Origin of the sequence: Micromonospora sp. NPDC005305, from assembly GCF_040607315.1 — a bacterium.
In the GTDB taxonomy this organism is placed as follows: Bacteria; Actinomycetota; Actinomycetes; order Mycobacteriales; family Micromonosporaceae; genus Micromonospora.
Window position 1 is genome coordinate 461,048 of the sequence record NZ_JBEXGL010000001.1, and the last position, 22,816, is coordinate 483,863.

Here is a 22,816-nt window from a genome sequence, read left to right on the forward strand (position 1 = left end):
CCGCTGCTCAAACGCACGCAATGAGACTTCTCATCTCGCTCACGATCGCGAAGAGGTCGAGATTCAGTCGAGCTCCGAGGTCCTTCACCTCAGGTGGTTGCGACCTCAGCGGGAGAGTGCGGGCGTATGGCGGTGGGCCAGGGCAATCGATCGTCATCGACAGCGGTGTGCGGGTACCGGACAGCGCATAGAGCCGCCAGACGGCCATTCGTGAGTCGACCAGGAGCATGTTCTTGTCGACCACGGCGATGAGAACCGAGCACCGCGAGTTGCGGGCCAGTGCTGCGGCCGCGCCGTCGATCCGCACCAGTTCGGTGACAGCGCGAGCGGCCGCCCGGTAGGCGTTAGCGAAGGCGCCTTCTACCCGCCACACGCCCTCCTGCAGCTCGATGGTGAGGCCAGCATCGGCAAGCGTCGCCCGTGCCTCAGCGTAGATATCCTGGCGGGCTTCTTCCGCGAGCCTAATGGTTTCGCGGAGCTCCTCGCTGGTCGCTACCCTGGCGAAAGGCTGGGTGGCGGGCAGAAGAAGCTCGTCAGCCAGTGAGGGGTCGGCTTCCGCTACCCACTCGGAGGCATCTGTCCAGGCGTCGGTGAAGGCTAGATCTTCCTCCCGGCCGCCGTGTAGCTGAGTTCCCTCTCGCAGCGTGGTTATTGCGACGGCGAGCAGAGCGTAGAGATGGTCGAAGGCTTCGGCGGGAAGTTCGTCGAGCAGGTCATCGTCCGGGACCAGTGACCAGATCAGCCACCTTAGGTCACTTCGCCAGTCGTCGTCTTCATGCCAGACGCCGGCCGCTAGCAACGTCAGGTAGAGCCGGGTAACAACCATGCGGAGGTGAACCGGCGGCAGGGTTGACGGGTCGTCCTCTACGGCGGGCTCCGTTACCGCGGCGACCCAGCGCTCGGCGAACCGTCGGTACTTAGCACGCTGCTCCGGGCGAATCTTCGGTACCTGCGTCACCGACTTTTCTTCCTCGTCGCGCGCCACGCCGTCAAGCACGTCCTCGTCCTCCTCGTCCGTCACCTCCCCTTCGTCGACGTCATCGATGGACCAGCGAGTTGCGGTGTGATGGTCCCCAGCGCGCTGCCGCGGGAAGATGAGCCCTGACAAGCTCGGACCGAGTGCGTGTTCGCACTCTTCGAGGTAGTCGGCCCACCGGTCGCCCGACTCGACCTGGGAGCTCACGGGCGTTGTAGAGATCGAAGACGGGGTGCGGCCGCGAAGGCCCACCTGCTCGACGAGTCGACCTAGCTCGTTGGTAAAGCGCTGAGCCAGCAGCGGATCGGTGAAAAGTTCTCCTACCTCCCCTGACCATGTAAGGCGCGGCGCGTCGTTGATGTCCAGGCGAGGCCGGCAGCGGGAGCTGTCAGTGATGAAGACCGCCGCCGATTCCAGACGTACGCCCGCCACCTCTGTCACCGCGCGTACTGCACCTCCAGTCAGCTCCGGTGCCAGCAGGCGTGCGGATTGCTGGTCAGGTGGAACTACACCTGCCCCGGTCCACGATCCCGGCGCACCGGTGGGGGACGTCTCGATGGTGACCCTGCCGCCCGGCGGCGCGGCTAGTTCCACGATTAGTGTCCCCTCTACCAGGGCACAGCCGAGAAGGACGGGCGCGGAGGCGCTTGCGGTGCTGCCAGGCAGCGGCGCCGATCGCAGGTTCTGGACGGCGTTAGGTGGCTGAGGAACCCCTTCCAACGGGAAGAGCCCGGAGTCGTGCGGTGCGATGACTCCCAACTCACAGTTGCCGCCCTGTTTAGTGCTGGTTAACAGCGCGGACGCGGTGATGTTCGCACTGCCGGTCATGCCGGCAACCTTTCCGTCGGCCGTGCGCCACTCGATCAGCTTCCCGTGCCGAGCCCTTCTGGCGCCGAGCAGGGTGAAGCTTTGATCAACGACGGGCGCGACCGCCCGGGCCAAGGCTGCGCCATCGAACATTGCGATGGAGGGCTGAACGGCGACACGTATGGCGCGTGGCTTCATCCGGCTGACGATGGCCGTCATCGCTCGGGCTGCCGGGTCGTAGAACGGGGCAGCGAGGCGCAACTCGTCCACCGGATCTGCCGGTAGGTGGTTCAACAGCGGTGCACGGAGGTTGCCGAAGGCACGCACGTTCGACCAGCGATCGTCGATCTCCTTAGGTTGCATCCGTCCGGCGACGTGCCGCAGCGTGTTGGCGATCCAGCTGGCCATTCCCACCGTGTCCGGCAGGTCGTGCAGCCACCCTGCGACATCATTGATGATTTGCGGGCCATGGTCGACAGTGCCACGGGCGGTGAGCCACAACTCGTGGTTATATCCCCACCCGGACAGCGTGGGGTTGCCCGACCCGACCGCGAGCCACACGTCCTCGTCGCCGAGCAGGACCACTAGCTTGGGATGGAACGCCCTCGCGCAGACAGCATGGCCGTGCTGATAGGCGACGCCGGCGCGACGTACATCTACAGGATCATGCACGGCCTGTCCGGGGTCGCCGAGAACCGTGATTCGTGCGCCGAGAGCCCGCGCGGTGGGGATTGCGAACTTCTCCAGGAAGCCTAGGTCGACCGTGTAGCCGGTGATCAGCACCTCGCGCAGCCTGGCCCCGTCAATCCGATCGCGCCACTGCTCGAGGAGGGTTAGTGGCGAGCGGAAGGAACGTGCGACCTCGCTCATGCCGGCACCGCCAACAGCCGCTGCCCCCGCGGCGTCACTGGTTCTTCCGGGTCCGGCGTCAGCAGCCCGACCTGCACCGCGATCTCGGCCAGCTGATGAATGCGAAGACCGATGTTGCCGCTTCCCTCCCCGGAGTCAGCGAAGTAGGCGCCGTTGCGCTCGTGGAGGCGGCTAAACAAGGAGATGGTGCCGTCTGGGTTGAATTTGACCTTACGCAGCGCTACCCGGCGCGATTGGGCGAGCATGTCGTCAACGAGGCGGCGCCCCAGCTCAGCTACCGATCGCTGACCAAACTCACGCCGAAGCTGCGCCATCCAGGTGGGGTCGAGATAGGTGGGCCGCTTCCCCTTGAAGGTCTGCAACGCCAGGCCGGTCAGCGAGTCGAGGCGCCGGGCGCCGAGCAGCAGCAACGCGACGTCGGTGACCAGGCCACTGTCGTTGCGCAGCAGCTCATCTTCCGCTGCAAGGGGGTCACCATGCCGGTCAGCGATGGCAGGCAGACCGGCCTCTAACTCCGCGACGGTACTGCCTGGAAGCTGCCCGGTTATCCACTCGTGCAACTGGCTGCGAGACGCGATTTCAGCTCGGAGGACTTCGTTTACTACCGCTGCCCAGAGATGTCGCCATGCTCCCACAGAGTGGTGACGGAGTACTACCCCTCGCCACGCGGCCGTACGATCCTCGCTGGCCAACAGCGGGTCCTTGCGTGCCGCCGAGCCGTACGCCACGCCAGCGGCGAACGCCTCCGACCAGGTCACCGCGCTTGGGTTGAGCTGCCATGACCTGGCGAGTATGCGCAGTGTGGCACGCCGGGTCCGATCGTCCCCGGTCCAGGCCGCAGGCTCGTGTCGACCATCAAGTGTTGCGCTGAACAGCGAGCTCAGTGGTTCTAGGTCCGGGGTGCCCCTGTCGTGCTGCAGGCCCAAGCGGCGGAGTGCCGCCGACGGGAGTGACAGGCCATCTCGGCACTCGGCGACCTCGATGAGGGGGGCGTACATCCTGGCGACCTCTGGTGGACACCGGTGGCGGCCGGCATGCAGTTCACCGCTGTCCACTCTCACCGTCCCGAGCGTCACGCTGGGGCCGTTGTACTGCGACCAGAAGCCCCAGGTGCGTGGCGAGTAGGAGCCGGAGCCAGTGCCGTCGGCCACCGAGAACTCCTTGCCGCTCTCGGGCGCGAGCCGAGCTATCGCGTCCACGCCGTGGGCCAGCCCGAGCGGGTGATCCGGATCGTCGTACTCCTGCGAGATCCGTGCCATGGCTACCTCCGCCCGGCGGACCAGACGCTGGCACGCTTCTCGGTCCAGGCCGTTGCGTTCCGCATGCGCTGCGAGAGCCCAGTACAGGCTGTAATAGCGGGCATAGCGCGTCACGGTGGAGACGCCAGGAACGAGCATGTCGACGCAGGCCATGACCGGCGCCTCGACGGCTAGCGGATAACGGCCCGCCCGGGCTAGCAGGCCCGGCTCGCACCAGATGGGCCCGTCGATCGCGGGCCGTGAGGCGGTAGCTGAGCCGGTCACCGTATTGGTCGAGGCGCTGGTCATGATGGCCATCTTTGTCCCCAGCAGGCCCGGGACGGAATGCCCCAACGAGATTAACTGGGAACCATTCGGACCAGTCGCAGTCAGCGATAGGGCCGATCACGCCTGTCGGTGCCGCGTTGGCCCACAGCCAGGATGCCGCCCGCAAGCATCAGATACGGCGGTCGGGCCAATACCCCTGCTCGGGCGCCGGCGCCACCGGCTCTTCGGCTAGCCACTGTTGGCGGATCGCCTGTTCATGCGAGCGACCGAAGTGGAAACAATTGAAGGTCAACGCTTGCCGTTGTGGCGAGTTTCCATCCAATATGCGCGTGCTCTGAGCTCGGGGATGTCGGGGGCGGCAATGGTAGGAAGAAGGGGAATCGGGGATTGGTACGCCGATGCCGAGGGACGTGGTTCCGACGATCCTCGCTACGACTGGGAGAACGACGACCGTCCTGACTCCACCTCCGACTCATGGCTTGATCGAGTGTCATCAAGGGTCCGAGACGTGCCCGCTAAGACCCGGGCCGCCTCGCACCCGCGCGCCAACCAATCGGCCCCGCAAGCGCCGCGAAGCTCCTCGGCCCGTTCCGGCGGCCCATTGTTGCGGAATGTCGCGGAGGCAGCGCATAACCTTCGCGCCAAGGACCGTAACCTTTCCGACGAGATGATTGCCGAGCGGCTTCGTCAGCGGGGTTGGGCCAGCGTCACGCAGGCCTACGTCCGGGAAGCCCTTGAACGCTACCCATCCCGCAGGTCGCTGGAATCCCGCTCGACAACCTCGGCGGCAGGCGCAGCTGGCAGTAGACAACCGGACGTGGCGCAGGTTGCAAGTTCTCGAGCCGATGGTTCCCCGATAAGTGAGTTCGCCGCGGCGGTGCACGCCCTTCGGGTTCGTATGCCTGAGCTGGGGATAAAAGGTTTGGCGAGATCTTTGCGTAACTCCGGCTGGCCCCAGTGCACTCGCGCTCAGGTGCGCGCCGTTCTCCAGCCGACGCCTTCCGGCGCCTCAAGGACACGAGCGGCTGCGCCGGTATCCCGCGGACCCTCCCGACAGCTGCTGCCGGCCCCTGCCCGTCGGGCAGCGGCGGTGTCTGCCGCCGAGATGTGCCCATCGTGCGGCGTACGCGTGTCAGCTCTGGGGTGGTGCCGCTGCACGTAAGGAGGCCGCGAGAGCCTACCGGGGTCAGGGCAGCAGTGATCCGAGGGTGTCGATGACCTGGTGCGCGGCGGAGTGCAAGAGACCGAACAGCGGGCCGGTCTGCCGCATGGTCAGGTTGGTACGTCAGTACGCGGCCACCAGTAGCACCCGGTCGGGCAGGTCGAGGGCCTGCTGCCGGCCGGGGCCACCATCCGAGATGGCGTCTCCGCGACGTTCGGCGGCCAGCCGGACTAGCTTGCGGAACTGGGCGGGCTGCAGGCCGGTGATCGGAAGATCCACTTGATGTGCATCGGACGTGCGCTGGGCAGCTCGCCTGCTACACCATCGAAGGGCTGATCCGCGCGTGGATACGTGCGGTGTCAACACCGGCGCTGAATCGTGACCCCATGGTCCGGGCGGGTTCCAGGGCGGATTCGAGCAGCCGTCCTGGCCGCCGTGACCGTGGCCCCTTCGCCAGACACGCTGGAAGGTGATCGCGCGCGCAGGGACACCGAGACAGTCGAGGTGCTGCGCAGGGTACGACACGGAGCCGGAAGCCGTTATCATGATCAACCGCCTCCTATGCGCCGACACCGCCGGACAGTGGCGCGAACAAAAACGTCGGGCGGGGCTGGCATCATGCCCCGACATGAGCAGGGATGACAGCGACGAGGCCTATGTGATCGGGCTGTGCAACGAGGTGCTGGGCGAGCAAGCCGCGACGCAGCACCGGTTCGCGTGGCTGCTGGGCGATCCCTCCACCAACGGACGGCGAGCGACTCTACCTGTCGATGGATACTGGCCAGCTCATCAGCTCGTCGTCGAGTATCGCGAGCGCCAGCACGACCAGCCCGTGGCACACTTCGACAAGCCCGACAAGCCCGACAAGCTGACCGTCAGCGGAGTCCACCGCGGCGACCAGCGAGCCCTGTACGACGCGCGGCGAGACACCGACATCCCCGCCCACGGACTTCGGCTGGTCGTGATCCGTCCCGCCCATCTGGACGCCGACAGCCGAGGCCGGCTGCGCCGCAGCAGGGCATCCGATCTCCAAGCCATCCGCAAGCTGCTCGGCCCCAACAGCGACGAAGACCGAGTCACGGACGCGTTCCGGACCTGGTTGATCTCGAAAGGCTGGACGCCTGTCGCGCCGACCGATCGGTTTACCGACATCGAAGCCACCCGGGGAGGGGAGCGGCTGATCGGCGAGGTGAAGGGAAAGACCAGCGATCCCGGCATCGACGTCGACACCGCATACGGCCAGCTGCTGCGCCGCATGACCGAGGTCTCCAACGACGTCCGCTACGCGCTGATCATTCCGACCGCATCCGTCAAAGCCGCCCAACGGGTTCCCGCCCACGTGCGAAACCAGCTACGCATACACCTGTACGAAGTGACCGGCGACGGCCAGGTACGGCAGCTCGACTGAGATGTAGGACCGGAGCCGCCGTCCACCATCGAGATGCCGGGCCCGCATGACTGAATCCGTCGACCGCCCATAATTCAATTATTGGCACACGTCGCCGGGTCGAGGCCATGTTTTCCGACGATGCCCGGCCGTCGGTCAACTGCAATCGCAGCTCTGGCATTTCGAAGCCTCGGCCCTCACTGTGCGGTGGGACGACACTGACGGCAGGGCTCGCTGGCTCGCGAGGGCGACTGACGCGGTCAAGTTGCCTCCGCCGCTGGCGCTCGGCTGACGCAGGGCCAGTTCGTGCACCTCCGCTGGAAGTAAGAGCCCCGGCCTCCCGACCTCCCGCGTCAGCCCGGCGTGGTCCCTGACCTGCGGAAGCGCCTTCCGTCAGTTTCCGGCATCTTCCGCCGTTGCTCGCGCTCGGTTGTGCCGCATTTGTGCCATGTGATCATGACGAGCTTGTCAGCTCCCGCAGCCGGTCGATGTCGAGCAGCGCCACCGGACCGACGGGCGACGCAGTGGCAATCCGTCGCGAAAGCTACAGAGGTTTCGAATCCCCTACCTGCGACCACGTGCGAGATCGGCCCCCGACCAGCGAAAGGCGTTCGGGGGCCGATCTTGTCTGGTCTCACTGAGTCCAGCCGTTGCCCGCCGCCGCTCACAGACCGGACGTATCGGGGGAGGGATCGGGAGACGAGCTGGTGTCGGCGGCCCGTCGGCCTCCGATACCGCCCGCACCCCTGTTACTGCATCAACTGCACAACAGCCGTGAGCGGGGTGGCAGCCCCGAATCCCAGCAGACTGATCGCGATTATGATGATCACCAGGATCAGTGTGAGACGGATGGTCGTACCCCATCCTCCGGTGACGGCGGCCTGCACCGTGGACCACATGGTCGGTCCTGTCGGTGCAGGCCGGTCCTCGGCCGGTGAGTCTCGTTGAGTCACTCGTACCCTCCCTTCCTTTGTCACGCGGGATTACCTCCACGCCTTCCCGTCGCCGGCGCTCGCGGCGGCCTGCAGCGTCTAGATCTCACACTCGAAGTCGGCGAGCGAGTCGAAGGACCGGTAGACGCTGGCGAACCGCAGGTAGGCCACCTCGTCCAGGTCGCGCAGCGGCCCCAGGATGGCCGACCGGACTTCGTGGCTCGTGATCTCGGCGGCCCTCTTGGCAGTGAGTAGGCCACTGAGGTTCCGGATTCACTCTCGGGCAGCAGCGGAGCCAGAACAGCCCACTGCCGGTCGGTCAGGTCATGCCGCCTCGTCACCGCTACGCTGGCCACGAGGTCTCCGGTATGAAGTTCTTGCTTGGTCGCAGAACCAGATACCGGAGGCCTCTTCAGTTATCGATCACCGCCACGCCGTGACTTCGACCGGCCCATGGGACTTACGAAACACGCCTTAGTCCACCGCTACCCACAGATGTCAACCCCGTGCGCTCGCACACACATAGGCGACCAGGAGTAGGAACCACTCGCCAGGGCTTGGCCTCCATGGCCGCCTTGGCTATGGATTCCCGGCGACGTGGTTGGTGACGCACGGCTTAGGAAAGCAGTCCCGCTGCGAGGGCAACGGTGGCCTGAGCAGCAAAAATACCGCCGAGTCATCCCCTGGGCCCCTAGATCACCCCGTGCACCGCCCGGATTTGTCGGACGCTCTCCCTTGACTGGATCTTTCGGCGCGCCAGCCACGGCGGCAGTATGTCCATGTGACATCGGTGGAGAGAGAACCGCGGCTCCTTGAGGCGCTGGTGCACTTCGTCAAGGAAGTGCGATCTCATGGCGAGGACTTCAGGCACCTGTCAGATCAACAGGTTGCAGAGCAGGTCGCCCGGCTGGATGCCACGCACGAAGTGAACCGGCGGGCAGCCAGCGCTGCGCAACGCGGCAATTACCTACACCGGCCTCCTGCCATTAGGTTCGACGGAAAGCCGGTGGGCGGAGAACGCTGGGGAAGGCAACTCGACGCTCAAGCGCTGCATCGACTCGGGCTTGTGGGGGTGCTCCGCGGCTCCCGAATCCCGCCCAACCTCGTTGACCAGCTCGCAGACTACCTCGCTGGACCGTCGATCCCGATCTGGCGATACGTGGTCACCGATGCACACTTGGCGCCGCTACCACCTTCCACCAGCGTGGCCGGCTGGAAGTTGTACCAGCCATCCAACCGCACCCTCGATCTGCTACGTCCGGTTCCCGCAGCCCGGAAGCATGCCCCTTCTCAGGGCTGGGAGGATGCACTATATCGTGGACAGTGCACGGTTTTGGCACGAATAGACTGTTCAGCGAAGGCCCTGCCCCTGTCTCCGTTCCCTCGGTCCCTCGTAGCAGATTTATGGGAGCCGGAACACAGACTCCTTGCCTGGGAGCCACTACTGTTGCTCAATCTGTTCTCGACCCAGCGCGTGCTAGTGGCTTCAGAGTATGAGGTAGAGCCTGGGCGCTACCTCGAACGCCTCAGCGGGACTGGATTGGACCTAGTGCCAGACATCCCGGAAGGCGAAGATGAGGTACCCGCCTTTGGACCCTTGGGGCTCGACCCCGACGAAGTTCAGGGATTTCTCCGCTTTCTCTCGATCATGTCGCCCCTACTCCTCGCATGGCAGGCGGCCGAGCACGACCCGAGGCCTCGCAAGAAGGCGGCGGAGCGGCTGAGTCGAAGCGCACACAGGTTCCTCGCATTAGGGCAATGGCTCGGACCCGACGGCGACGTAATCTATGCGAGCAAACGGGCTGAGGTAATTTTCTGGTACGTAGCTGCCCTAGAACACCTCGTTGCAACGGATGGGGTTGAAGGCCTCACGCGGAGGGTCTCGCAAAGAACGGCAGTTCTCATTGGACGAGGTGACGACGAACGTATCACTGTCGAGAAACAGGTTCGCGAGGCCTATAGCGTCCGGTCTAAGGTCGCGCATGGAGATACACCCAGTAACACCGATCTCCAAGATCTTGCAATGACAATGCGCCGGATTACTCGGAGAGCATTTCTTCGCCTGATCACACTCGGGCCGAGTTTCGATGTAGCGGCGAACTGTGACGAAGCCTTGCTATCGCGGAGGGCGCGCGAACGGTCCATAGAGAAGCCTTTGTCTTCAACACTCTCTCGTCTCGATAGGGTCTTCAAGGGCATTGGCTGAGCCACGCGGGTACATCGACCTACTCATTACGAGTCAGTACCCCAACGCTGGTCCACCGCCTGGTCCTCCTGCTCACCATCGGGTCCAGGTCCGCGGTCGTTCGCTGCTGCTCGCGGCATTGGCTGCTCGCGTGGCTGCTCGCCGAGCTGACGATCTCCCGTCGCCAGTGCTTATCCTCCCCCTGCGGCCGTCCGTGTTCGGCTCGGGCGACAGCGGCTCGACGAGCGACCACCGGGCGTCGGTCAGGTCGGAGGGGTAGCCACGGCGAGCAGACCCTGTCCGGCCTGTCGATCGAGGCCATGCCGCTACGCCGTCCACAAGAGACCGTTCCAAACATGCTCTAAGGGCAGTCATCCGAGGTCCGTCCGTGACTCTTGCAGCTCCAGTCACTGCCTGCAAGATCGCGAACCTCGCCGTTCGGGCAGTAGCTCGATCAGCGGGGCCGGCCAACCTCTTCGCTTGTGGCGCCGTCGCCGGCTTCGTGCTCGTCGCTGGCTCCTTCCTCGGCGACCGGGTTCGAGTCCTCGGCAGAAAGTCCTGCTCGCGCTAGGCGAAGCTCCTCGCCTTGAGCTCCCGGTACCCGAAGGCGCTCCCGCCGCGAGGCTCAAACGATCGTCGCGCCGGCAACGATCGTTTCGCCCTTGGCGCCCTTGGTGAAGCCATCATCGAAGCCCAGGACGAACGGCAGACCGGCGACCGCCGCTACCTCGCCAAAGGCGGCAAGGCCCAGATCAGCGTCCCCGCGAAGGCCCTCGCCAGCGAACTCATCGCGGCGGACCAGACCCGTTGTCAGCCCGACAACGATCCGGAAACCTGAACAGCGCACGGAGGCCTCAGGCAGGCGACCTACACCACGCTACCGGGACGTGATCCTTGCAGCTAGGCGACCTGTAGCCTTGGTCTTCGCCTTGACCCCCCGGAAGGACACACAGGTATGACGGCACCGCAAGCGCCCGCAGTCACGAACCGCGCCGGCGCCGCTAACACCCAGAAGATCGCTTCGTTCATCTGGGGCATCGCAGACGACGTATTGCGCGACCTGTATGTCCGCGGCAAGTATCGGGACGTCATCCTTCCATTCACAGTATTGCGCCGCCTCGACTCGGTCCTTGAGTCCACCAAGCAGAAGGTTCTAGACCTCAAAAAGGTACTCGACGATGCCGGGATCGTCGACCAAGATCAGTCACTGCGAGCCGAAGCTGGTCAGGCGTTCTGGAACATCTCGCCATTCACACTACGTGAACTGCGCGGCCGTTCTTCACAGGCCCGCCTGCAGCAGGACTTCGAAGCGTACCTGGATGGGTTCAGCCCGAACGTGCAGCGCATCATCGAGAACTTCGAGGTGCGTCGACAGATCCCGAAGCTCGCCAAGGCTGATGCCCTCGGTGCGCTCATTGAGAAGTTCCTCGACCCAGCGCTCGACCTTAGCCCGGCGGGCTTGGATAACCACGCGATGGGCACCGTGTTCGAGGAGCTTGTGCGTCGCTTCAATGAGGTAAATAACGAGGAGGCCGGCGAGCACTGGACTCCTCGAGATGCAATCCGTCTCATGACCAGGCTCGTCTTCGATCCGATCGCTGACCAGATCCCTGACGGCCTGTACACATTGTACGACGGTGCGATGGGCACTGGCGGGATGCTCACCGTCGCGGAGGAGACCCTGCAGGGGCTCGCGGAGGCAAGCGGCAAGCGCATCACCACAAAACTGTTCGGTCAAGAAATCAACTCTGAGACCTATGCAATTGCGGTAGCAGATCTGCTCCTCAAGGGTGAGGGCGCGAATGCCGATGGCCTTGTGGGTGGCCCAGAGTACTCGACTCTGTCCAACGACGCCTTTTCCGGAAAGTCGTTCGACTTCATGCTCTCCAACCCGCCTTACGGCAAGAGCTGGGCAACCGACCAGGAGCGCATGGGTGGCAAGAAGGGGATTATCGACCCGCGATTCGTCGTCGACCACGGCGGCGACGCCGAGTTCAGTCTAATCACGCGATCGAGCGACGGCCAGATGCTCTTCCTAGCCAACATGGTGTCGAAGATGAAGAAGAGCACAGCGTTGGGCAGCCGCATTGCGGAGGTTCACAACGGTTCATCGCTTTTCACGGGCGACGCCGGCCAGGGCGAGTCCAACATACGCCGCTGGATCATTGAAAACGATTGGCTGGAAGCAATCATCGCCCTGCCACTCAACATGTTCTATAACACTGGTATCGCGACCTATATTTGGGTGCTGACCAACCGTAAGCCTGAACACCGCAAAGGCAAAATACAGCTCATCGACGCTTCGGGATGGTACACGCCCCTTCGCAAGAACCTCGGCAACAAGAATCGCGAACTGGGACTCGACGACATAGAACGCGTCGTATGCACCTTCCTCGACTTCGAGAAGTCCGACGAGGATGGCGAGCACTCCAAGGTGTTCGCCAACGCCGAATTCGGCTACTACAAAGTCCAAGTCGAACGCCCCCTTCGACTCGCCCAAGCAGATCCGGCCACTGTTTATAGCGCCGCTCAGGTGCAGAAACTTCTCAAGAACGGCGCAGAGCGTGATCCGAGCGCTGCACCTGTCATTACTAAGGTCTACCCCAAGGGCACCGCGGCTGACCCGTACGTCGGCCGGTTCGAGGCGACGTTCAAGGGTGATACTCGCGTAGTTTCCTACGCGCCCGACTCCCAGCTCCGCGACATCGAACAGATACCACTGCTAGAGCCCGCTGGAGAGTGGCGCGACGGCATTGAGGCGTTCATCCGACGCGAAGTCCTGCCGTACGTGCCCGACGCATGGGTCGACGAGGCGAAGATCAGAATCGGCTACGAGATCAGCTTTACTAAGCATTTCTACAAGCCCGCAGCGCTACGCACACTCGACGAGATCCGCGCCGACATTCGCGCCCTCGAAGCGGAGTCCGACAATCTCATCGCGGAGATCGCCAACTGATGTTTCAGGACCTGAAGCTCCGCGAGGGCCTAGTATGCACCGACATCCCGTGGCTACCCCATGTTCCGATCGAGTGGCCTTTGGTCCGACTCAAGCGACTGCTGCACGAGTCGAAACAACTAGTTGGCGAAGGGTGGAGTACCGCCCAGCTGTTGGCCCTCACGAAGCGCGGCATTATCGACCGCGACATGGACAACCTCGAGGGAAAAATCCCTACCTCGTTCGCGGGATACCAGATCGTCGAGCCATCGGACCTCGTGTTTTGCCTATTCGATATCGACGAAACCCCACGCACGGTCGGAATGGCAACTCAGCGTGGGATGATTACTGCTGCCTACACGCGCTTTAAGGTGCTCGAGGGCGTGCTGCCACGGTTTCTTGAACTGCTTTTCGCCTCACTCGATGATCGAAAGCTTCTTCGCCCTTTGTATACCGGACTCAGGAAGACCATTCGTCCGGCCGATCTTGTCGCGAGCTTCATCCCACTTCCTTCTATCGGCGAGCAGCAGGCGATCGTCACCTACCTCGCGCACGCGCATAAGCGGATCAATGAGGCGATTTCCGCGAAACGTCGCCTTATCGCGTTGATGGAAGAACAGAAGCGAGTTCTGGTAAACCGTATCGTCATGCGAGGATTCGAGGCGGATAATCCGGTGGTGGATTCAGGTATCCCCTGGATCGGGGCGATTCCTGCCCACTGGGAACTCCTCCCGGCGCGGTACCTATTCAGGCCCGTGACGCGTCCGGTGGATCATCCGGACCTTCCGCAGCTTTCACTCACACGCGCTGCCGGCTTGATCATAAGCGGAGCTGAGGGATCGAACACTAAGGCCGCCGAAGAATCGCGGAATTTGCAGGAATGCGTGCAGGGCGACTTTGTGCTCAACAAGTACCGGGCACACCTGGGACTCTTCCGCTGGTGCCGTGACCCGGGACTTGTGACGAGGAACTACACCGTGTTAGTGCCGACCACGCGTGTGGACCGAGACTACTTCGAGTATCTCTTCCTCGATCCGGTGTTCTCCGACGGCCTCCGGATCAACGCACGCGGCGTCGGCGAAGGGATGAGCCCGTTGTATACGGCGACGCTCATGTCAATGAAGATGCCGGTCCCCCCTCTGGGCGAACAGAGGGCAATCGTGGACCGGATCAGGGCAGAGACAGCGCCGATCGACGCCGCGGTTTATTTGGCAGGCCGTGAGCTCAAGCTTCTCGACGAGTTCAAGGTTCGACTCACGGCAGACGTAGTAACGGGGCGGCTCGACGTTCGAGATACCCACGCGAAGTCGGCGCCGATCGATCTAGATGAGGCCTTCGCCGCAGTTGAGCCCATGCCGGACGATGAAGGTGACGGTGTCATGGGTGATGACCTGGGGGATGCATGAGCCCTACATTGATGAATGAGGGGAGCCTGGAGGCCGTCATCGTCAAGCAGATGGTGGGGGTCGGCTGGACGCAGGGTGTGGCGTCGGACTTCAACGCAAGCTACGCGCTCGACGTGAGGCACCTCGCGTTGTTCCTGCAGGAGACACAGCCCGCGATTGCTACCGCGGTCGGGCTCGGCGACGACTGGGCGGCGGAGAGCCCTGCCCGCACGAACTTTCTTGCCAAGTTGCAGGGGGAGATTACGAAGAACGGCGTCGTGCACGTCCTGCGCCATGGTTTCGGCCACGGCGCGGTGCCGCACATCGACTTCTACTACCCGATCCCAACTCCGGGGAACCTCATGGCCGTAGCACGGCACCAGACGAACCGCTGGGTCGTTTCGCGGCAGGTGCACTATTCGCCGGTAGACAAGGGCAAGTCGCTAGACCTAGTCGCGTTCGTGAACGGGCTGCCGGTGGCGACGTTCGAGTTGAAGAACTACATCACCAAGCAGACGGTGGCCGACGCTATCGCGCAGTACCAGGTCAACCGCAACCCGAAGGAACTGCTTTTCGTTCCTGGGCGGTGCCTGGCTCACTTCGCGGTCGACGACAAGCGCGTGAAGTTTTGCGCTGAGCTCGCCGGCCAGAAGTCGTGGTTCCTCCCGTTCGACCGTGGGTACCAGGGGGGTGCTGGCAACCCGCCGAACCCCGATGGTCTCATGACGGATTACCTTTGGCGGCAGATACTTGCGCCGTCGTCGCTCGCCGACATCATTGAGAACTATGCCCAGGTCACCACAACGAAGGACCTGAAGACGGGCAAGAAATCGCAGAAGACAATCTTTCCGCGCTACCACCAGCTCGACGTAGTACGGCGCCTGCTCGCGGACGTCGCTGCGAACGGTGTCGGGCGTCGTTATTTGATCCAACACTCGGCTGGGTCGGGCAAGTCGAACTCAATCGCGTGGCTGGCCAACCAACTCACGGAACTGCAGCACGACGGCGGCGCCGCGGTGGACTCCGTGTTGGTAGTGACGGACCGACGGGTACTCGATGGGCAGATCAAGGAGACGATTAGGTCGTTCACCCAGGTCCGCTCTACGGTGGCTCATGCCGAGCACTCCAGCGACCTTAAGGCCGCAATCGAGCATGGCAAGCGGATTATCATCACGACGGTGCAGAAGTTCCCGTACATCGTGGGGAGCCTCGGCACCGAGCATCGCGGACGAAAGTTCGCCGTCATCATCGACGAGGCCCATTCCTCACAGACCGGAAAGGCTGCCGCAGCGCTTTCGGGCTCACTGTCCGCCAATGGCGCGCAGGGTGAGGATGAGACCGCTGAGGACATGCTCCTACGCCTAGCCGAACAGAGGAAGCTTCCCGCCAACGCTTCCTACTTTGCTTTCACGGCGACGCCGAAGAACAAGACGCTCGAAATGTTCGGCAGCCCCATCCCCAACGAGGACGGCAGGCAGCCCTTCCACTCGTACACGATGAAGCAGGCGATCCAGGAGGGCTTCATCCTCGACGTACTTGCTGGTTACGTGCCTGTCGAAAGCTACTACATGCTGGTCAAGACTGTGGACGACGATCCCGAACTAGACGCGAATAAGGCCAGCAAGAAGCTGCACGCGTATGTCGAGGGACACCAGACGGCGATCCGCAAGAAGGCCGAAATCATAGTCGACCACTTCCACACCCAGATCATCGGCAAGCACAAGGTCGGCGGCAGGGCCCGCGCGATGGTCGTGACCAAGACCATAGCCCGTGCGATCGACTACTACGATGCCATCCGCGATTACTTAGTGGAGCGCGGCAGCCCGTACAAAGCGATCGTCGCTTTCTCCGACTTCGAACGGGATGGCAAGTCCGTCACCGAGGCCGACTACAACGGCTTTCCAGGCAAGGAGATTCCGGCCCGGATCCAGGAAGACCCGTACCGCATCCTCGTCGTGGCCGACAAATACCAGACCGGATACGACGAACCGCTGCTACACACGATGTACGTGGACAAGCCGCTTTCTGGGGTGCTCGCGGTTCAGACACTGTCGCGGCTCAACCGCGCAATGCCCGGCAAGACCGATACGGCAGTTCTCGACTTCGCCAACACTGCCGAGGGGGTCCGGGCGTCGTTCGAGCCGTACTACCGAGCAACGCTGCTAGTGGGTCAGACCGACCCAGACAAGCTCCACGATCTACAGGCAGCGCTCGGGCAGGTGGGCGTCTATGCGCCCGAGCATGTAGACCGGTTCGTCGAGCTGTTCCTCGGCGACGCCGACCGCTCCCAGCTCGATCCGATGCTTGACCGCTGCACCGCCGAGTACGTCGAGCACCTCGACCAGGACGAGCAGATCTTGTTTAAGAGCATGGCCAAGGCGTTCGTGCGGTCGTACTCGTTCCTCTCACTCATCCTGCCCTTCACTAACATCGGTTGGGAGAAGTTGTCGATCTTCCTCGGGATGTTGATTCCCAAGCTGCCGGCTCCGGAAGAGACCGACCTGGCGGCCGGGATCCTCGAAATGATTGACATGGACTCGTACCGCATAGAGAAGCGCGAAGAGATGCAGATGGTCCTAGCGGATGGCGAAGGGGAACTGCACCCGGTCCCGACTGGCGGCGGAAGTCACCTTGTCGATCCCGAGCTAGAGCGACTCTCCGAAATCCTCAGCCAATTCAATGACCTGTTCGGGAACATCGACTGGGAGGACGCCGACCGTATCCGTGAGCGGATCGCGTCCGAAATCCCGGAGAAGGTGCTCGCTGACCAGGACTACGTTAACGCACGTGCGAACAATGACGCCGACAACGCCAAGCTCGCGTTGAACCTGGCCCTCCAGCGGGTCATGCAGGGCATGCTTCGCGACGAGACGCAACTATTCAAGCAATTCGTTGACAACCCGGACTTCAAGGCATGGCTAACGGATGCGGTCTTTAGAACGACCTACGAGAAGAAGGGGATATAGCTAGGGCCTGCGACCGCACTGGGACGTTCTGCTCAGCGGCGCGCTCTATCGCCACCTGGTCCTCCCTTGCCCAGCAGATACGCCGCTACTTGTACGGTCCCCGCTCGTCACCGTCGCCGGCAATGTGTCCGACTCCGGATGATGCGTTACACGGCGGCTTCACAGATGCGTGACACTCCGCCGAGTGCTGGTGGAGGTGAGCGTGGCCGAACCGCGGTATCGGGCCGTGTCGGAGGTTCAGGCCGGGCTTGCGGTGACGGAGGTGGCCGGCCGGTTCGGGGTCTCTCGGCAGGCGGTGGACCGGTGGCTGCGCTGGTATGCCGAGGAGGGCTTGGACGGGTTGGCGACAGCTACATAATCGCCGACTACCTCCGCACGGACGGTCACCGGCTGCGCCGGCTGCGAACGGCCGGCCACGGGCTGAGCGAACTGCAAGGCCTGAGCCGGCTACGGGAAGGACCATGTCCGCGCCCGCACGGCCGCGACCAACCAGCTCGCCGCACTGCTGGAGGCCCTAGTAACTCGCAAGGCGAAGCTCGGCTTGCGGTCGCCCGGTGAGTGGCCAGGTTGTGCCCGATCTGTTCCGTTCCCACCGTTTCGGGCCGGCTTAGCGTTGCAAGTCAACGTCCGTTTCGACAACGATCCGGGGTGAGCCCGATCAAATAGAAGGCCCGGGCCGAGTGGACGCGTGGAGTCGGTCGCCGACCATCTGCCAGTTGGGATCGCTCGTCATCGACGTTGCCTGGACGCCGGCACTCACTAGTTGTCTCAGGTGTCGGTCGTAGCTCGGGTGGGCGGCAAGCTGAGCCTTGACGTTCGGGAAGGCGTATACCGGGATGCCGGTGCCGAGTGCCTCGTTGAGGATGCCGAGCGCGAGCGTGTCGTTGATCCCCAGCGCCCACTTGTTGATTACGTTGAAGGTCGCCGGCACCACGGCAACTACATCCGCCGACGGATGCGGTTCCGGCTCACCAGGCGTTCGCCACTTCACCCGCACCGGATACCCCGTCTGGCGCGCCAAGGCTTCCCGATCAATCCACGTCGCCGCTGTCGGAGTAGCGGTGACGCAGACGGTCCATGCGTCTGCGAGCAGCAGTTCAATCAGCTCATCGATCCGCAGTACGGGAGGAGCCGCACACACCACCAGCGCCAGCACACCAGGTTCAGTCATGCCAGCAGCCCAGCCCGCTCCGCCAGCGGCCGCAGCCCTGGCGTAGGCGCCCGCCGTTCCTTGGCCAGCAGGTCCAGCAGCAGCGTTCGCGCCTGCACGTTGGCGTAAACCACTTCGGCGCCCACCCGCTCTGCCTCAAGAAGGTGCAGCACCGAGACTGATCGATCGCCGGAGGAGATGAACGCCGCTGCCGCCATGTCGACGTGTACCTGGGCCCTTCGGCCGACCAGCACCGCCGGTAACCGCGACGTGTCGAGCCGCGACCCGATCTCCAGCGCCTGATCCGTATTGCCAGCTCGAACTGCAGCCGAGACCGCGTGGATGATGACATTCGTCGGACCAAACCCGGTCCACAGCCGGTTGCGATCTGAGCCGAGAGCCGCCGCCAGGTCTTGGGCCTGTGCAAGGAACTGGCCCGCTTCCTTAGAGCTGCCCTTTCCAGCGGCCATCACGGCAGCCAGCAGTAGCAAGGCTCCCTGCGCAGACAACAGATCCGGGTCATCAACGGCACCTAGGCGGTTGACGCTGCCGAGCACGATCTGTTCGGCGTCGTCCGCTCTCCCGGGCAGCCGCATGAGCCCGCATGCCGCCTGATAGGCGGCCACGGCTGCCAAGCCCTGGTCGTCCGCCAACCGGGCGGCGGTGGAAGCCCGATCGGCGGTCAGCAGGGCGGTGTCACCGTCACCGACCTTGGCTGCCAGCTTCGATGCCGCGATGTAGGCGGCAGCGAGTAGCCGAAACGCGCTGCTGCGATGCAGTCCGCTGGCGTGGCCAGTCATGGCCGTCGCCTGGCTGAGCACGTCCGGCAGCAAACGAGCGGCCGACGTGTAGCTCGCCCGCTGGTAGAGGTTGTGTACCCGGCCAACGCCCCGCCGCACGTCGGCAATCGATGGCATTGGCCCGCCAGGCGCGGTCAGGTAGCTGGTGAGGAAGGTGCGTAGGCCGCTGAGCAGCTCCGGCCGAGCGGCGCCGGAGGGGGCACTACGAGCGTCATCTCCCATGGCCTGCCCTCGATGTGCTGGCACCGACACGTCAACAAGCATGTCGTCGAGCTGTTCGAGCGTAACTCCCAACGCGGAGGCGATCCGGGTTCGATGCCACGGCTGAGGATCTGTTTCGACGTTCTCCCAGCGCACCACGGTTGACCGTTCCACGCCGAGCAGTTCGGCCAGGCGCTCCTGGCTGAACCCGAGGGCCTTGCGTCGCTGACAGAGCCGGTGCCGCTTCAGGGCCACGCCCAATCTCCCTCCGGTCTGCCGCCACTGTAATAACACCCCCGTCGATCCGGCGGGTACGCAAACGCCTCACTTCTGCGTCACTGAGGCTCCTCCGGCGCTGTAGTTCCGGCTCAGCAAGAGCACGAGGCTGGACGCATGGCCCGGGGCGGGTGCTGGGCTCCGGCCGCGTCGTTCCCCCGTACGGCGGCGGCCGTCCCCGCCCGCCCCGGCGCCACTCCACGCACCCCACCACCGGAGGCGCCCACCGATGTCCGCCGTACTCGCCGAGAGTCCCGTGCTGATCCCGGTCACCGACGAGGACCTGGCGCTCGCCGTCCACACGGTCCGGGTCCACGCCCCCGAGCTCTGGCCGCAGGGCCTGCTGTGCCGCAGCGAACGCGTCCCGTACCCGTGCCGCCTGGCCCGCTGGGCCCACGCCGCGATCCACGCCGCGGGCCTAACGGGGGAGCAACTCGGGGAGCAGGCGTGACGGAACAGGGGACACCCGAGGCGGTCGCCCGCTGGCTCAGCCTCGTCGCGGCGGACGCGGAGCTCTCCCCGTACCTGATCGGGGTGGACCGGGACCGGCTGACGGAACAGGTGGCACGAGCGTTGGCCACCGGGACCGACCTGCCGTACCTCGGCTGGTCGGAGGCCGAGCACCGCCGCGCGGAGAGCTATCTGCGGCGGCGCTCGTTCTGGGAGGAGGTCGACGACCGCTGCCGGGGCCTGCTGCCCGAGCGCGACGCCCCATTGCTCGGGGCCGCCCTGGGCCGCCTCACCGGCCGGCCGGACCGCCCCGAGAAGCTGGCGCTGCTGAGCGTCCTGGGCCGCGCGTACCGCCGCTTCGGCCTGCGACCAGAGCATCAGACGGTCATCGACGACGCGCTACGGGCCACCGTGCCCTGGCAGGAAGTCGAGTCGGCAGCCACAACAGCGGGGGACGGCCCGGCCTGGTGGCCGGTGGAGGTGCTCGACCACGATCTGGCCTGTGACGGGGTTGCCATCATCACGGTGCGGCCGTGGCGGCGGCTGCCCTACCGGCCCGGCCAGGCGGTGCCGGTCTGCACGCCGCGCAGGCCCGGCCGGTGGCGTTGGCTGTGCCCGGCGAACGCGCCGCGCCCGGACGGCACCGTCGAGCTGCACGTCCGCGCGGTCCGCGGCGGCGCCGTCTCCACCAGCCTGGTCCACCAGGTACGCCCCGGCGAGCTGCTCCACCTCGGCCCGCCGGCGGACACCGGGCTGAGCCTGCACGGCGGGGACCTGCTGCTGATCGCCGGCGGCACCGGGCTGGCACCGCTGCGCGCGATCGTCGAGCAGGTCGCCGCCGCCCCGGACGGCCGGCAGGTGACGCTGATCGCGGGAAGCCGTGACGTGGCGGGCCTGTACGACGCGATCACCCTCGACAAGCTCCAGCAGGCCCACGACTGGCTGACCGTCGTGCCGGCTTTCTCCCACGACCCGCTCGCCGAGCCGGGGGAGCGGGGCGACGCGCTGACCGTCGCCCTCGACCACCTGCGAGGTGAGCAGCAGGTCTACGTGTGCGGGCCGCCGGCGATGCTGGCGGGCTCGAGGTTGCGGCTGCTCGCCGCCGGGGTGCCGGGCGAGCGGATCCACCTGCCGGATCGGATTCCGTGGCGGTGACCGTCTACCGCAGCCGGCACTCCCTGCGCGGCCCGCTCACCCCGGATCGGATCGCCGCGGTGCCGTTGCCGTCGACCCGACGAGGGCGGCGCGGCTATCGGGTCGACGAAGTCGATGCCCTGCTGCACCGCCTTGCCTTCGAGCTGCAGCGGCGTACGCGCGAGCGGGACGACGTGCGGGCGGAGAACCAGCGGATCAAGGGTGCGCTACGGGCGTGGCAGTCGGAGCAGCGAACGTACCCAGCTCCCTGATCTCACGGCTGGACTCGCCGCTTGGTCGCGGGTGCCCGCCGGGTTTCCGGTCCTCCCGCATCCGCCGGCACGGAGTAGACCGTGTGAGCAGCCCGGGCAACCGGGCTGCTCACACCGTCACGGCCATCAGGATGCTCGCTCGTGCGGGCCGGGCGCGGTGCGGGTGGGGAACTCTTGGTCGTGGTGGGTGTCGGTGTAGGGCAGGTCGATGAGGCGGCGACGGCCGGCACCGACACCGACCAGGTGCCATATCTGGTCGGCGGGGCTCACGCCGGCGGCGGCGCGTAGGTCGGCGGTGGTGGTGGCGATGAATGCTCGTGGCGTGGTGCCGGTGAGGCGGTGGTGCAGGTTCGCCTCCCGTCGTGCGGACGGTAGGTGGAACAGGACCGGCCATGCCCAGGTGCTCATCGCATACAAGCGTTCGTACTTGGCGATCTTCTCGGTGAGGATGTCGAGGCGTTCACGGCCGGTGTCGTATTCGAGGAAGAACGGCACCGAGCGATCCTGCTCGGTCCACACCCCGGCGCCGTCCGGGCGGGGCAGGCCGCTCGGACCGTGGACCATGAGCTGCGGGTCCCCGCCTCTGCGGTAGAACACGCCCGGTTCGTGGAAGGCGGACGCGGGCTGCCAGCGGTCCAGATGGCTGTCGGGGTGGGTGCGGGCGTGGGCGGCCAGGTCGATGAAGACCTGATTGCCGCCAAGCAGGTGGGGTAGGTCCGGGCGGGACGTGAGGGATTGTTTGCGGCGGCGTGCCTGGTCCCGGCGTGGCGGGCCGAGGCCGCGTTGGGCGCGGACGTGGCTGTAGCCGAGCTGGTCCAGGACGTAGTGGTACGGGTAGGAGCCACCATCGGGTTTGTTGGGTCGGAACCGGTCCACCGCGCGAAGGACGGTGAGGCGGCGTAGCCGGCGTTGAGCGAAATCCAGGGACGGGAACAGGGCGGCGGCGATCTGGTCGGTGGTCAGCAGTCCGTGGTCGTAGAGCCAGCCGAGGAGTCGGTCGTCGCGGGCGGTGATGCTGGCCTGCAGGCGCAGCAGCGGATCCGGTGCCGGTAGCGGTTTACGCATGGGCGGCCCCTGGGGAGACACCCCACCCATGAGGGTGTGTCTGGAACCGATCGGCGCCGCTGACAGCGGGCCCGACCTGCGCTGTCAGCGAGAACAAGGGGTCGGCGTGGGGGTCAGTATCAAGGCGGACGGTGAGACGGGGATCGACACCGCCACCGGCATGGCCGGTCACACCGCGTGGAACCCGGGTTGAGAGGGCGGGGGATGCGAATCGGGGTTGGCGCGGGTGGCGGTCGTTGACCTGGATCAGCATGCTCGTTGCTCCTTTGCGGGTCGGGATTCGGTGGATGGGGCGGCAGGTGCACCGGCTGCTGCGCCGCGGCGGGCGGGACGGTGG

At 65.0% G+C, this 22,816-nt stretch carries 14 protein-coding genes and 3 pseudogenes; 10 read left to right on the plus strand and 7 right to left on the minus strand.

All coding sequences use genetic code 11. From position 1 onward, the window contains the following. Positions 1-7: 7 nt before the first annotated feature. From ABZS80_RS02195 to ABZS80_RS02205, 3 genes and pseudogenes are all read right to left on the minus strand, one after another. Complete coding sequence (locus ABZS80_RS02195) at positions 8-2,653, minus strand: hypothetical protein (protein ID WP_355054029.1); 2,646 nt, start codon at positions 2,651-2,653, stop codon at positions 8-10. Continuing rightward, positions 2,650-4,200, minus strand: a complete 1,551-nt coding sequence (locus ABZS80_RS02200) for a hypothetical protein (RefSeq protein WP_355054030.1) — start codon at positions 4,198-4,200, stop codon at positions 2,650-2,652. Before ABZS80_RS02200 ends, ABZS80_RS02195 begins: the two co-directional genes overlap by 4 nt. A 1,171-nt stretch (positions 4,201-5,371) precedes the next feature. After that, positions 5,372-5,620 (minus strand): annotated as a pseudogene (locus ABZS80_RS02205) (transposase family protein); the annotation flags it as partial. A 349-nt stretch (positions 5,621-5,969) separates the two neighbouring features. Here ABZS80_RS02205 and ABZS80_RS02210 point away from each other — a divergent pair. Next, positions 5,970-6,749 (plus strand): hypothetical protein, encoded by a 780-nt coding sequence (locus tag ABZS80_RS02210; RefSeq protein WP_355054031.1) that lies wholly within the window; start codon positions 5,970-5,972, stop codon positions 6,747-6,749. 1,010 nt (positions 6,750-7,759) lie between these two features. Here ABZS80_RS02210 and ABZS80_RS02215 read toward each other — a convergent pair. Next, positions 7,760-7,912, minus strand: a pseudogene (locus tag ABZS80_RS02215) (transcriptional regulator NrdR); the annotation flags it as partial. Between the two features lie 1,195 nt (positions 7,913-9,107). Here ABZS80_RS02215 and ABZS80_RS02220 point away from each other — a divergent pair. The 6 genes and pseudogenes from ABZS80_RS02220 to ABZS80_RS02245 form a co-directional block, all read left to right on the plus strand. Further along, positions 9,108-9,866: a hypothetical protein gene (locus ABZS80_RS02220; RefSeq protein WP_355054032.1), complete on the plus strand. Its 759-nt coding sequence runs from the start codon at positions 9,108-9,110 to the stop codon at positions 9,864-9,866. A gap of 565 nt (positions 9,867-10,431) precedes the next feature. Continuing rightward, entirely contained in the window at positions 10,432-10,683 is a 252-nt protein-coding gene (locus ABZS80_RS02225; protein WP_355054033.1) for a hypothetical protein, read from the plus strand. Between the two features lie 117 nt (positions 10,684-10,800). Then, entirely contained in the window at positions 10,801-12,801 is a 2,001-nt protein-coding gene (locus ABZS80_RS02230) for a class I SAM-dependent DNA methyltransferase (protein WP_355054034.1), read from the plus strand. Next, a complete protein-coding gene (locus ABZS80_RS02235; RefSeq protein WP_355054035.1) occupies positions 12,801-14,186 on the plus strand; it encodes a restriction endonuclease subunit S in 1,386 nt (461 codons plus the stop codon). The genes ABZS80_RS02230 and ABZS80_RS02235 overlap by 1 nt, the downstream gene beginning before the upstream one ends. Positions 14,187-14,197: 11 nt before the next feature. After that, positions 14,198-17,131 carry a type I restriction endonuclease subunit R gene (locus ABZS80_RS02240; RefSeq protein ID WP_355054036.1) on the plus strand — a complete coding sequence of 978 codons (2,934 nt, stop codon included), beginning with the start codon at positions 14,198-14,200 and terminating at the stop codon, positions 17,129-17,131. A 184-nt stretch (positions 17,132-17,315) separates the two neighbouring features. Continuing rightward, positions 17,316-17,462: pseudogene (locus ABZS80_RS02245) on the plus strand (helix-turn-helix domain-containing protein); the annotation flags it as partial. 327 nt (positions 17,463-17,789) lie between these two features. Here ABZS80_RS02245 and ABZS80_RS02250 read toward each other — a convergent pair. Beyond that, positions 17,790-18,302 carry a flavoprotein gene (locus tag ABZS80_RS02250; protein ID WP_355054037.1) on the minus strand — a complete coding sequence of 171 codons (513 nt, stop codon included), beginning with the start codon at positions 18,300-18,302 and terminating at the stop codon, positions 17,790-17,792. Continuing rightward, the gene (locus tag ABZS80_RS02255) at positions 18,299-19,537 is read right to left on the minus strand and encodes a helix-turn-helix transcriptional regulator (RefSeq protein ID WP_355054038.1); all 1,239 of its coding nucleotides are present in this window, start codon (positions 19,535-19,537) and stop codon (positions 18,299-18,301) included. Before ABZS80_RS02255 ends, ABZS80_RS02250 begins: the two co-directional genes overlap by 4 nt. Before the next feature lie 250 nt (positions 19,538-19,787). On the opposite strand from ABZS80_RS02255, the gene ABZS80_RS02260 reads away from it, so the two are divergent. Genes ABZS80_RS02260 through ABZS80_RS02270 form a run of 3 tightly spaced genes read left to right on the plus strand, consistent with a single transcriptional unit; the run spans position 19,788 to position 21,414 of the window. Next, a complete protein-coding gene (locus ABZS80_RS02260) occupies positions 19,788-20,009 on the plus strand; it encodes a hypothetical protein (RefSeq protein ID WP_355054039.1) in 222 nt (73 codons plus the stop codon). Continuing rightward, positions 20,006-21,163, plus strand: a complete 1,158-nt coding sequence (locus ABZS80_RS02265) for an FAD-binding oxidoreductase (protein ID WP_355054040.1) — start codon at positions 20,006-20,008, stop codon at positions 21,161-21,163. Before ABZS80_RS02260 ends, ABZS80_RS02265 begins: the two co-directional genes overlap by 4 nt. Next, on the plus strand, positions 21,154-21,414 hold the full coding sequence (locus tag ABZS80_RS02270; protein ID WP_355054041.1) for a DivIVA domain-containing protein: 261 nt from the start codon (positions 21,154-21,156) through the stop codon (positions 21,412-21,414). The genes ABZS80_RS02265 and ABZS80_RS02270 overlap by 10 nt, the downstream gene beginning before the upstream one ends. Positions 21,415-21,540: 126 nt before the next feature. Here the strand turns inward: ABZS80_RS02270 and ABZS80_RS02275 are convergent, their stop codons facing one another. Continuing rightward, positions 21,541-22,479 carry a replication-relaxation family protein gene (locus ABZS80_RS02275; RefSeq protein ID WP_355054042.1) on the minus strand — a complete coding sequence of 313 codons (939 nt, stop codon included), beginning with the start codon at positions 22,477-22,479 and terminating at the stop codon, positions 21,541-21,543. Positions 22,480-22,816: the final 337 nt, after the last annotated feature.